This window comes from Streptomyces sp. NPDC002795, assembly GCF_042888725.1.
Classification (GTDB): Bacteria; Actinomycetota; Actinomycetes; order Streptomycetales; family Streptomycetaceae; genus Streptomyces.
The window spans coordinates 556,153-568,002 of sequence record NZ_JBIAQB010000003.1 but is presented as its reverse complement, the minus strand read 5'-3'; the positions used below and the strand labels follow the sequence as shown (position 1 = coordinate 568,002).

At 70.1% G+C, this 11,850-nt stretch carries 11 protein-coding genes; 6 read left to right on the top strand and 5 right to left on the bottom strand.

What is annotated here, in order from left to right; all coding sequences use genetic code 11:
* The first annotated feature begins 16 nt into the window (after positions 1 to 16).
* On the top strand, positions 17 to 1,039 hold the full coding sequence (locus ACFYWS_RS11970; protein WP_389273343.1) for a hypothetical protein: 1,023 nt from the start codon (positions 17 to 19) through the stop codon (positions 1,037 to 1,039).
* Between the two features lie 19 nt (positions 1,040 to 1,058).
* Here the strand turns inward: ACFYWS_RS11970 and manD are convergent, their stop codons facing one another.
* Genes manD through ACFYWS_RS11950 form a run of 4 tightly spaced genes read right to left on the bottom strand, consistent with a single transcriptional unit; the run spans position 1,059 to position 6,348 of the window.
* Positions 1,059 to 2,276, bottom strand: coding sequence for a D-mannonate dehydratase ManD (manD, locus tag ACFYWS_RS11965; RefSeq protein WP_389273340.1), 1,218 nt, complete (start codon positions 2,274 to 2,276; stop codon positions 1,059 to 1,061).
* 45 nt (positions 2,277 to 2,321) lie between these two features.
* A complete protein-coding gene (locus ACFYWS_RS11960; protein ID WP_389273337.1) occupies positions 2,322 to 3,881 on the bottom strand; it encodes a mannitol dehydrogenase family protein in 1,560 nt (519 codons plus the stop codon).
* Positions 3,878 to 4,942, bottom strand: a complete 1,065-nt coding sequence (locus tag ACFYWS_RS11955) for an NAD(P)-dependent alcohol dehydrogenase (protein ID WP_389273334.1) — start codon at positions 4,940 to 4,942, stop codon at positions 3,878 to 3,880. The genes ACFYWS_RS11960 and ACFYWS_RS11955 overlap by 4 nt, the downstream gene beginning before the upstream one ends.
* A 53-nt stretch (positions 4,943 to 4,995) precedes the next feature.
* The gene (locus ACFYWS_RS11950; protein WP_389273331.1) at positions 4,996 to 6,348 is read right to left on the bottom strand and encodes an MFS transporter; all 1,353 of its coding nucleotides are present in this window, start codon (positions 6,346 to 6,348) and stop codon (positions 4,996 to 4,998) included.
* A 131-nt stretch (positions 6,349 to 6,479) separates the two neighbouring features.
* Between ACFYWS_RS11950 and ACFYWS_RS11945 the strand changes: the two genes are divergently transcribed.
* Positions 6,480 to 7,229 (top strand): GntR family transcriptional regulator, encoded by a 750-nt coding sequence (locus tag ACFYWS_RS11945; protein WP_389273328.1) that lies wholly within the window; start codon positions 6,480 to 6,482, stop codon positions 7,227 to 7,229.
* A 4-nt stretch (positions 7,230 to 7,233) separates the two neighbouring features.
* On the opposite strand, the gene ACFYWS_RS11940 is transcribed toward ACFYWS_RS11945, so the two are convergent.
* A complete protein-coding gene (locus ACFYWS_RS11940) occupies positions 7,234 to 7,806 on the bottom strand; it encodes a TetR/AcrR family transcriptional regulator (protein ID WP_389273325.1) in 573 nt (190 codons plus the stop codon).
* A 145-nt stretch (positions 7,807 to 7,951) separates the two neighbouring features.
* Between ACFYWS_RS11940 and ACFYWS_RS11935 the strand changes: the two genes are divergently transcribed.
* The 4 genes from ACFYWS_RS11935 to ACFYWS_RS11920 all read left to right on the top strand — a co-directional run bounded on the left by ACFYWS_RS11935 (position 7,952) and on the right by ACFYWS_RS11920 (position 11,831).
* Positions 7,952 to 8,686, top strand: a complete 735-nt coding sequence (locus ACFYWS_RS11935; RefSeq protein ID WP_389273322.1) for an SDR family oxidoreductase — start codon at positions 7,952 to 7,954, stop codon at positions 8,684 to 8,686.
* Between the two features lie 215 nt (positions 8,687 to 8,901).
* A complete protein-coding gene (locus ACFYWS_RS11930) occupies positions 8,902 to 9,441 on the top strand; it encodes a GNAT family N-acetyltransferase (protein WP_389273319.1) in 540 nt (179 codons plus the stop codon).
* Between the two features lie 133 nt (positions 9,442 to 9,574).
* Positions 9,575 to 10,849 (top strand): ABC transporter substrate-binding protein, encoded by a 1,275-nt coding sequence (locus tag ACFYWS_RS11925; protein WP_389273316.1) that lies wholly within the window; start codon positions 9,575 to 9,577, stop codon positions 10,847 to 10,849.
* A 49-nt stretch (positions 10,850 to 10,898) separates the two neighbouring features.
* Positions 10,899 to 11,831: a carbohydrate ABC transporter permease gene (locus ACFYWS_RS11920; protein ID WP_389273313.1), complete on the top strand. Its 933-nt coding sequence runs from the start codon at positions 10,899 to 10,901 to the stop codon at positions 11,829 to 11,831.
* Positions 11,832 to 11,850 lie beyond the last annotated feature (19 nt).

Genomic DNA, 11,850 nt, shown 5'->3' with positions numbered 1-11,850 from the left:
AGGTGGGCTCAGGGCCATGGGCGGCAAGAAGTTCAGCCTGGACGGCATGCTCCATAAGGCATGGCTGCACAACACGTCGCTGCTCCAGGGCCTCGGCGCGCCACCCCTCGGCACCGTGACCAAGCCCGGTGTGCTGCACTTCGCCTCGGTGCTGCGGGAGGCCCGCACGGTCCTCGGCCCGCACCAGGCGTACCTGGCGCCAACCCAGCACCAGCTCCAGGTACGGGCCAAACTCGCCGACGCCAGCGAAGCACTTCACATCGACCCCAAGCGCGTGCATCTCGTGAACCACCTGGGCGTCGCCGACTGGTTCCTCAACCTGATGCACCGGGTGGACTATCCCGCGTACACCGCCCCCGAGCTGCGCGCCAAGTGGCAGGGGTTGCGGGGCGTCTTCGGTGGGGAGGGCTTCGAACTGCTCTCCCACGGCCACGAGAAGCTGCACATCACGCTCGACCGGCTCGCCGCCAAGGAGCGATGGGCCATGAACCAGCTGGTCGACGACGTCAAAGACCCCTCCAAGCAGCTGGTCGACGCCCGCGGTACCCCGGTCACCGACCTCTCCGGAAGCTTCGGCCCGCCGATGCTCGCCCTGGACATCTGGATCCATCAGCCCGGCGGCCGCAAGGTCAAGTTCGTGGACACCGCGCGCACGTCGTACTTCATGCCGTCGGACCAGGTGATCGACACGCTCTATCTGGGGCTGCTGAGCGGCGCCGAGATCAAACTGCCCGGCGCCGCGCTTTCGGTGGGCCCGCAGATCGCCCGTATCCAGGACCGCTTCAGCAAAATCCTGGCAGTCGAGATGACGGTGCCCGGCCAGTTCAAGTCAGCGGTGTTCTTCCCGGAGCAGATCTTGTTCAACGGGGCCGGCACCAAGTACTCGGCGATCGCCCCAAGGGGCATCCCGGGCATGCTGGCGCACGACGTCCGCACCACGACCTCCCTCAAGGGTGGGCCGCTCGACTTCGACCAGTACTACATCAACGTGGACGTCCACCAGCTGATGTTCATGATCGACCTCCTCTTCACGATATGAACCGCCTGCCCCGCCTGCGCTACCAGTCGTGCACACCCCCGTCCCGCAGCCGGTTCACCGGCAGGTACCTGCGCTCGTACGGGAAGCGCTCGGCGGCCTTCTCGTCGAAGTCGACGCCGATGCCGGGGCGGCCGCCGGGGTGCATCAGGCCGTCCTCGAAGGTCCAGGACGTGTGGAACACCTCCTCGTAGCCGGGGAGATGGGCCATGTACTCCTGCATGCCGAAGTTCGGTATCGACAGGTCGAGGTGGAGCGCCGCGGCGAACGACGCCGGGGAGAGGTCGCCCGCGCCGTGCGAACCGGAGCGCACCCCGTACAGCTCCGCGAGCGAGAAGATCCTGCGCAGGTGGGTGATGCCGCCCGCGTGGGAGACGGAGGCGCGGATGTAGTCGATCAGCCGGTTGGTGATGAGGTGCTGGCAGTCCCAGATCGAGTTGAAGATCTCGCCGACCGCGAGCGGTGTCGTGGTGTGCTGCCGGATGAGGCGGAAGGCCTCCTGGTCCTCGGCCGGGGTGGGGTCCTCGATCCAGAACATGCGGTACGGCTCAAGGGACTTGCCGAGCCGGCCCGCCTCGATCGGGCTGAGCCGGTGGTGCACGTCGTGCAGCAGTTGGAAACCGTAGCCGAACTCCTCGCGGACGGCGGCCATGTACTCCGGCACGAAGTCCAGGTAGGCGCCGGTGTCCCAGACCTCCTCGGTCGGCAGATCGCCGTCGGCGGGCTCGTAGGTGTCTCCGTCGCCCTTGCGCATGCCGTAGACGCGTTCCAGTCCGGGCACCGCCGCCTGGGCGCGGACCGCGCGGAAGCCCTTGTCGCGGAACCGACGTACGTCGTCGAGGAGTTCGGGGATCGTGTTGCCGCTGGCGTGGCCGTAGACGGTGACACCGTCGCGGGCGGCGCCGCCGAGCAGCTGGTAGACGGGCAGGTTCGCGACCTTGCCCTTGATGTCCCACAGGGCGACGTCGACGGCGGCGATCGCGGTCATGGTGACCGGCCCGCGCCGCCAGTAGGCACCCTTGTACAGGTACTGCCACAGATGCTCGATGCGGGCCGGGTCCTTGCCGATGAGCGTGGGGCAGACGTGGTCGCGCAGGTAGGAGGCGACGGACAGCTCGCGGCCGTTGAGGGTGGCGTCGCCGATGCCGGTGACACCGTCGGAGGTGGTGATCTTCAGGGTGACGTAGTTGCGGCCGGGGCAGGTGACGAAGACCTCGGCGGAGGTGATGGTGGAGGACATGCGGAGCCCTTCTCTCGGGAGGCGTCGTGGTGTGGTGTCTCGGGCTCAGATGCGGGCGGCGCGCAGTGCGGCTTCGGCCCCGTGTGCGTCCAGGGTCCGGGCGGACTCGGCGACGGCGTCCGCGAACTCGGCGTGCTGGGCCACCAGTTGGGGCAGCAGCCCGCCTTCGGCGAGCAGTAGGCGGGCCTTGCCATCGGGGCCGCTCGCGCGGGACGCGAGGGCGGTGAGGCGGGCGCGGGCGCCGTCGTGGACGGTGCCCAGGCTCCGCTCGTCGTACGCGCCGTCGGCCGTGAACACGCGCACGTACGCGGCGAAACCGAGCGCGAGCACGCGCGGCACGCGTCCCGCGGCCAGTGACTCGGTGAGGGTTCCGGCCCAGCGCACGGGGATCTTCAGGGAGCCGTCGGAGCCGACCTGGGCGGTGCGGTGGCCGAGTGCCGGGTTGGCGAAGCGGTCGAGGAGTTCGCCGACGTAGGCCGCGCCGGGCATGCCCGCGGGTTCGGGGACGGTCGGCAGGATCTCCTCACGCATCGCGAACTCGACGGCGCCGCCAAGGAGTTCATCGCCCACGGCCCGGTCGATGGAGCGGTGGCCGCGCAGCAGTCCGAGGTAGGCGAGCAGAGAATGGGCGCCGTTCAGCAGGCGCAGCTTCATCAGCTCGTACGGCGCCACGTCCTCGGTGAACACCGCGCCCGCCTTCTCCCACGCGGGACGCCCCGCGCGGAAGTCGTCCTGCATCACCCACAGTTTGTACGGTTCGGCGGGCACCGGCACGGTGTCACGGACGCCGAACGCGCGGGCGACCATGTCGCGGTGCTCGTCGGTGGTGGCGGGCGCGATCCGGTCGACCATGCTGTTCGGCGTCGACACGGAGGCGTCGGCGTACGCCTGGAGGTCCTCGCGCTCGGCGACAGGCAGCGCGGCGATGAACTCGTCGAGCAGGGACCGGAGTTGGCGCCCGTTGTCCATGAGGTTGTCGCAACTGAGGAGCGTCACGGGCGGGGCGCCCGTGCGTAGCCGCTGTTGCAGCCCGCGTGCGATCAGGCCGAGCGCGGTGCGCGGTGTGCCGCCCGCGAGGTCGGCGCGGACGATCGGGTCGTCGAGGTCCAGGCGGCCGTCGGCGCCGAACGTGTAGCCCTTCTCCGTGACCGTGAGGGAGACGATGCGGGTGGTGGCGGCGCCGATGGCGGCGACCACGTCCGCGCCCTGCCCGTCGGCGACAAGTCCCTTGTGGTGCACGCCGGGCACGCCCGCGGCGACGGCGCCGTCGCGGTGCAGGGTGAGCACGGTGTAGAGGTCGTCCTGCGCGGCCATGCCCTCGATCACCGGCCGGGGGCGGTTGCCGGACGTGGTGGACACACCGGTGATCCCCCACGGCCCGTCGGTGTGCCGCAGCGCGTCGGCGGTGTACACGGCCTGGTGGGCGCGGTGGAAGTTCCCGAGCCCGAGGTGGACGATGCCGGGGGCACCCTCAAGCCCCGCTCTGGGACGAGAGGCAGCGGGGTATGGGGCAGAGCCCCAATCTCTTCCAGCCCCCGCGGCGCTTGAGCAGGCCAACGCAGCCCGTCCCAGCCGCGGCAGACCGCGCCGATCGGAGCCGGTCACACAACCACCCCGCCGGGCATAACAAGCACCTTCATCTGCGTACGGTCGACCAGCGCGGAGCGCAACGCCTCGTCGGCCCGCTCCAGCGGGAACTCGGCGGTGACCAGCTCTTCGAGGCGTACGCGGCCGGCCCCGGCGAGCCGCACGGCCGCCGCGAAGTCCCCTGCGGCGTACCGGAAGGAGGTGAGCAGGGACATCTCCTGGCGCTGCATCCAGGCCAAAGGGAGTTCTGTCTCCGGGCGGTTCGGGTTGCCGACGACGACGGCGGTGCCGCCGGGACGCAGTGCGCGGATCCTGGAGACCAGTGCGGGTCCTACGCCGGAGCAGTCCAGGACGGTGTCGTAGCCGTCCGGGTCGGCGAGCGCGTGTGCCCGGTCGGGGTCGGGGGTGAGCGCGGTCGCGTCGATGGTCTCGGCGCCGAACCGGGCCACGAACTCACGCCGCGCCGGGGCCACATCGGACACGGTCACCAGGGCTCCGCAGGCGGCGGCGACCTGGGCGACGAGCACACCGATCGGCCCGGCGCCGGTGACCAGGACCCGCTCGCCGGGCGCGACGCCGGCGCGACGCACGGCGTGCACGGCGACCGCGAGGGGTTCGACGAGCGCGCCCAGCCTCACGTCCATGCCCTCGGGCAGTGGGTGCACGAAGTCCCTTGGTACGGCGATGAGTTCGGCCAGCGCGCCGTTCGTGGGAGGTGAGCCGAAGCAGGTGCCCTTCGGGCACAGGTTGTAGCGCCCGGCCCTGCACAGCGCGCAGCGCCCGCAGGGGTGTGCGGGTTCGATGGCCACGGGCGTGCCCTCGGGCAGGTCGTCCGTGCCCGCGCCGCGGCCGATGACGTACCCGGACGGCTCGTGGCCGAGGACGGTCGGCTGCCGCAGCACGTTCGGCCCGTTCTCGCCGTGCTCGTAGTAGTGCAGATCGGAGCCGCACAGACCGACGGCGCGGACGGCGACGAGCACCTCACCGTCGCCCGGCTCGGGCACTGAACGGTCCTCTACGCGCAGGTCCTTGGGCCCGTGCAGCACGGCGGCGCGGTGCGTGGTGATGGTGGTGGTCACGAGGGCGCTCCTTTCTGGGGGTGTCGAACGACGGGACGACGGGATCCAACGCCCTAGCGAACCGGCAGCGGTTCGACGCGCTTGATGACGAACGCGTAGGTCAGGGCGCCGACGATCGACAGCGCGCCGGAGACCAGCAGCGGCACCAGGTACGAACCGCCGGATGCCGCCAGCAGGAAGCCGGTGACGATCGGGCCGAGGGCGCCCGCGACGTTCGAGGCGAAGTTCTGGATGCCGGCGAGGGAGGCGACATGGCCTGCGGTGGGCGCGACGTCGGCGGGCAGCGAGGCGACGGACGCGGTGGCGAAGGTCAGCGAGGCGTAGCTCAGGGAGAGCAGCGCGAGCGCGCCGGACGCGGTCGGTACGACGACGGCGAGCGCGATGACGGACGAGCACAGGGTGCCGGAGATGAGGCAGGTCTTGCGGACCTTGGTGGTGGACCAGCCCTTGCGCAGCAGCCGGTCGGCCGTGTAGCCGCCGAGCAGTGAGCCCACGATGGCGACGAGGCCGGGGACGGTGCCGAAGAAGCCGAGCGAAAGGAGGTCGAAGCCGCGCTCGTCGACGAGGTAGCTGGGGAACCAGGTGATGAAGAAGTAGATGACGTAGTTGAGGCAGAAGAAGCCCAGCATCATGCCCCAGACCGTCCGGTACCGGAACAGGTCGCGCCAGCGCACCTTGGGCGCGTCCGCCTTCTCGGCAGGTGTCTCCTCGATGCGCGCGCCGCCGGCCTCGATGTACTCGCGCTCCTCCGCGCTGAGCCTCGGGTGGTCGGCGGGCTCGTGGTAGAGCCGCCACCAGCCGATGATCCACAGGAATCCGAGCAGTCCGCAGACGACGAAGGCGACCCGCCAGTGGAAGACCGAGACCAGCATGGTGACGAGCGGCAGGGCGATGGCGGTGCCGACGCGGGCGCCGTTGTCCCACACACTGTTGGCGAGGGTGCGCTCGTGCCGCGGGAACCAGCGCGAGACGGCCTTCGCGGGCGCCGGGTACCCCGCGGCCTCGCCCGCGCCGAGCAGCATCCGCGCCCCGATGAGCGAGCCGACACCGCGCACCAGGCCCATGCCGATGGTGGCCACCGACCACCAGATCGCGCCGAGCGCGAAGACCCGCTTCACGCCGTACTTGTCGAGAAGCGCACCGGCGGGCAGCTGGCAGATCGCGTACGTCACGAAGAACGCGCTGAGGACGAAGCCCTGGGTCTCGGGGCCTATGTGCAGGTCCTTGGACATGGCGGGCAGTGCGACGCTGAGGGTGGAGCGGTCGAGGTAGTTGACCGCGAGGCCGCCGAAGCAGAGCACGGCGATGCCCCAACGGACGTTCTTGCCGCGGCCGCGGGGGCGAGGTGGCGGGGTCGTGCCGGACTGCGTCGTCACCTCGGTGTCGGTGACGGGGTGGCTGGTCATCGTTGACCTCCGGTCGGGGGCGGGCCTGTCACTTTCTACCTGCGCAGCTACTTACATACAAGGCTTGTATGTAAGAATTTCCGCAGCTGAGGTGAGAAGGTGACGGCATGCGGGACGAGCAGCGACGAACCATGAAGACGACACGACGCACGGCGGAGGCGGCGCCGCCCAGGGAGTCGAACCGGGCACGGGTGCACGCGCTGCTGCGCTCGCGCATCACGTCCCTCGCACTGCTGCCGGGCGCCCCGCTGTCGGAGAACGAACTCGCCGCGGAACTCGACGTCAGCCGCACCCCGGTGCGTGAGGCGCTGATCCTGCTCGGCGAGGAGTCGCTGGTCGACATCTTCCCGAAGCTCGGCACGTTCGTCTCACGGATCAGCGTCGACGCCGTCCTGGAGGCCCAGTTCATGCGCGAGGCGCTCGAACTGGCCGCGCTGCGCGAGGCGGTGCAGCGGGCCGACGGCGAGGACATCGCCGCGCTGCGCGCGATTCTGGACGCCCAGCGCGCCGCGTTCGAGGCGGCGGACGACGATCTGTTCTTCGAGCAGGACGAGGCGTTCCACCGCCGCCTGATGGAGGCCAGCGGCCACCGCACACTGTGGCGCACGGTCACCACCGCCAAGGCCCACCTCGACCGCGCCCGCCGGCTGAGCCTGCCGCTGCCCCGCCGTATCGAGCACCTCATCGACGAGCACAAGGCGGTGGTCGACGCCCTCGAACTGCGCGACGCACCACGGGCCGAGCAGGCGCTGCGCGGTCACCTGCAGATCGTGTTCGCCGACATCGGCACCATCCAGGCCGAGCGCCCCGAACTCTTCGTAGACATCGGGGAGTTGCCCCCGCCCAGCAGGCCCCGCGCCCACCCCGGTGTGCGCGCCTGAGCACTCAGGGGGTGCGCCGCAGCCCGTCCAGGGTGAGGTCGAGGAGCCGCTCGGCCTGGGCGCGCTGATCCGGCTTCGCCGAGGTGAGGGCGATCCCGGCGAGGGCGGCGAAGATGTCGCTCGTGGGGATGTCGGAGCGGATCACCCCGGCCTCCTTGCAGGCCTCCATCAGCTCGGCGATGGACGCCTCGATCATGTCCCGGCTGTGCCCGTACGGATTGCCGCCCTCGGCTGCCATGGCGCGCAGGGCGTCGGCCATGCCGTACTTCGCGCTCGCGTAGTCCATGAAACGGCGGGTCCACGCGCGCAGGGCCTCGTACGGCGGGTGCGCCTCGAGCAGTCCGGTGGCCGCCTCGCAGAGCTGGGCCACCTCGTTGCGGTAGGCCGCCTCGATCAGGGCCTCACGGGTCGGGAAGTTGCGGTACAGGGTCGCGCTGCCGACGCCCGCGACCTTGGCGATGTGTTCGAGGCCGGCGTCGAGCCCGTCCTCGGTGAACACCCGCACCGCGGCGGTCAGAATCTTCTCCCTGTTGCGTCGCGCGTCCGCTCTCAGCGGCCGCTGAGTACCTCGGTCCATCGCCGGCTCCCCTTCGTGCCCACTTGCTAAGTGGAGGCTACCCCACTTACGGTCACACCATCAGCCTAAGTGGGGGATCCCCCACTTCCACTCCGGGGGCACGGCCTCGGCCTGCCCACACCCACCCCTTCAGAAGGACACACCAATGTCGGGAATCGAAGGCAAAGTCATTGCGATCACAGGCGCCGGCAGCGGCATCGGCGAGGCCACGGCCCTGCTGCTCGCGGAACGCGGCGCGAAGGTCGTCCTCGGAGCGCGCCGCACCGAACGCCTGGAGGCGCTGGCATCCCGCATCGAGAAGTCCGGCGGCCAAGTCGTCTGGATTCGCACCGATGTGACGGTCCGCCAGGACCTCGCGTCACTGGTCGAGTTGGCGCGCAGCCGCTTCGGCAGGCTCGACGCGCTCGTCAGCAACGCCGGGATCGGACCGATCTCCCCACTGGACGACCTGCGCGTCGAGGACTGGGAGAACATGATCGACGTCAACTTCAAGGGCGTGCTGTACGGGATCGCTGCCGCGCTGCCGGTCTTCCGGGAGCAGGGCTCGGGCCACTTCGTGAACGTCGTCTCCACCGCCGGTCTGCGGATCGTCCCGACGCAGGCGGTGTACGCGGCCACCAAGAACGCGGTGCGCACTCTCTCCGAGGGTCTGCGCCAGGAGGCCGGTGACAGTCTGCGGGTGACGGTCGTCTCGCCGGGCATGACCCGTACGGAGTTCGCGGATCACATCGCGCCGGAGGTGAAGGACCGGATCACCTCGTCCATGGCCGACATCGGCATCCCGCCGGAGTCCATCGCGAACGCCATCGCCTTCGCCGTCGAGCAGCCGGCCAATGTCGACGTGGGTGACATCGTGGTGCGGCCTACCGCGCAGGGGTAGGGCCCTTCTGACGGATCAGGCTGGACGCGGACGGCGTCCACGTGCGGTGCAGGCGAGTGGGTTCTGGTGCGTGCAGCCGCAAGGCGGAGGAGGGCGTCAACGCGGAGCGTTGGCAACCGACGACAACGCAGCAGATGTGCGTGCCACGGCCCGCGACTCCGGCAAGATCCGTCAGAAGGGCCCTGGTTGACGCGACTGCCTGTTAGCGTGCGGCGATGGAAGAACTGGGACTCACCGGCTGGCCGCCCGAGCCGGTCAGGACCGAGAGGCTCGTGCTTCGCGGGTCCGAGGCCCGGGACCGTGCCGCGTTCGTCGAGCTGCTCGCCTCGTCGGAGGTGCACACCTACCTCGGCGGGCCCCGGCCGCGTGCAGCACTGGAGCGCGAGTTGCCCGGAGTGCCTGAGCGGTGGCCCGGGAGCTTCGTCGTCGAGCTCGACGGGGCGATGATCGGCCAGATTCTGCTCCGGAGGGCTCCGGCACACCAACGCCCGGCCGCCGCGGGGAAGGCCGATCTCGGCTATCTGTTCCTGCCGCGGGCCTGGGGACTCGGGTACGCGTCCGAAGCGTGCGCGGCGGCACTGGACTGGCTCGCCGACACCCTTCCCGGCGAACCCGTGGTGCTCACCACCCAGACCGCCAACACCAGCTCGATGCCCCTCGCGGCGAAGCTCGGCTTCGCCGAGGTCGAGCGGTTCGAGGCCTGGGGTGCCGAGCAGTGGCTCGGCATGCGGGCCCCGGTCGCGCCGTCCGGCTGAATTCCCTGCCCCCTCCCCACACCCGCGCAACTTCTCCTCCACACCAAAGGGTTGACCCCGCCCCGCTTCCTGCTTACGGTGCTCGCACCCCGAAGGTATATCGATATACCAACGCGACAGGAGGCCTCCCGCCTTGCGCTCCCCGATGAATCGACGCGGCTTCATGGCTCTGGGTGCGGGCCTTGCGGCGGTGCCCGCGCTCAGTGCGTGCGGCGCCTATGGCTCCGACCCCGACACCCTGGTGCTCCACAGCCAGATGGGCGGGAACGCGCCCGGCTCCCCCACGTTCCGCGCGGTGGTGAACCAGTTCCGCAAGGAAAACCCGGACATCACCGTGAAGAACCTGATCAACGGCGATGACCTCGGGCAGGTGTACGAGACCTCGCGGCTCGCGCGCGCCGAGGCCGATGTCGTGATGGTCAACCTCTACGACAAGACACTGTCGTGGACCGAGGTCGGCGCCACCGTTCCGGTCGGCGGCTACCTCGACGACTGGGGGCTGCGCGAGCGCGTCATCCCGAAGGCGGTCACCGAGTGGACCGACGGTCAGGGGCGGCTGCGCGCCTTCCCCTACATCGGGACGAACTGGCCGATCGCCTTCAACCACGCCCTCCTTGAGCGCGCCGGGGTCGACGCCCCGCCGACCACGTCCGACGAACTCGTCGCCGCCGCACGGAAGTTGCGCGGCAAGGGCATCACCCCGTTCACGGTGGGCGGCAACGACTGGACGGGGCAGAAGCTGCTCGCCCAGATCATCCAGACGTTCCTGACCCCGGCCGAGGCCCGACACCTGTACCGCACCGGCGACTTCAGCGGCTCGCGCGGCGCACAGGAGGGCATCGGGTACTTCGTGGATCTCCGCGACGCCGGGGTGTTCGCCGACAAGGCGCAGGGACTCACGTCGGACGCGATGACGACGCAGTTCAACACGGGGCACGCGGCCATGCAGTCGGCGATGTCGTCCGCCCTCGCCAGCGTCCCCGACAACGTTGTCAAGAGCACTTCGGTAGGCGGCTTCCCGCTCACCGAAGGGGCCGCGCGGAAGAAGCCGACGATCCTGCGCACGTACACCGTCTCCGGCTTCTGGGTCAGCCCGAACGGCGTGAAGAAGATCGGGACGGTGGAGCGGTTCATCCGGTTCATGTACCGGCCGGATGTCGTGGGGCGGTTCGTCACGGAGGGAGGTCGTGACATGTCGGTGGTGACCGACGCGCTGAGCAAGGACTTCCCGCTGGTGGCGAAGGCGCAGCAACTCGGCGACTCGGTCGATCAGGTGGTGCTGCCGGACCAGTACATCCCGTCCGTCGCCGCGCAGCCGCTGATCCAGGCGACGTCGATCGCCTTCACCCCCGGTACCTCCGCGCGCGCCATCCGCAGCGCGCTGGAATCCGCGTACCGCTCCGCGTGAGCCCGCCCGCCGAGAACGCCGAGAACGCCGAGAACGGAAGTCGCCCCCGATGACGATCACAACGCCTCGGCCCGCCGTCACCGCGGGCCGGGCCCCCACCCCCGTAAAGCCCAGCGGCGGCCGCAAGCGCCAGGGCAGCACGATCCTCGCGCTGCCCGCGCTCGTCTGGTATCTGCTGTTCATGGTCGGCCCGATGGTCGCGATCTTCGTGATCGCGGCCCTGCACTGGCCGGGCATGCTCCAGCCGGTGTCCTTCGCGGGCCTCGACAACTTCCGTACGGTGTTCGCCGATCCGGCCTTCTGGGCGGCCGTGCGCAACACGGCGGTCCAGCTGGTGATCGCGCTGCCGGTGATGATCGTGTGCGCGTACATGATCGGCTACTACGTGGCGCAGAAGCCGCCGGGCCATCGCGTCATCCGGTACCTGCTGTTCGTGCCCGGCCTGATCTCGACGCCGGCGAAGGCGATGGTCTTCTACGCCGCCCTCTCCCCCGACGGCCTGCTCAACGGCGCCCTTTCGGGGCTCGGCCTCGACTCGCTGACCGACGCCTGGCTGGCCAGTCCCTCGACGGCCCTGTACTGCCTGATCGCCATGGACATCTGGGCGGGCATCGGGTTCACCGCCGTGCTGTTCGCGGCGCGTCTGTCCAGCGTTCCCGAGGACCTCGGTGAGGCGGCGCAGTTGGACGGGGCGGGGCACTGGCGGACGATGTGGCGCATCCACTTCCCGGTCGTGCGGGACTACGTGGGTGTGGTGACGATGCTTCAGTTGCTGTGGACGCTGTTCGGTTCGGCGCAGAACGTGCTGCTGCTCACCCAGGGCGGCCCCGGCACCTCCTCGACGACGCTGTCCTTCCTCGTCTACCAGAAGGCGTTCATCGAGGCGGACCTCGGATACAGCCAGGCCGTGGGCGTGATCCTGTTCCTGTCAGGGCTCGTGGGCCTGCTGACCATCCGCCGTGTCTTCCGCGCCAGCCACTGAAGTCTGAGCCGATCGGAGC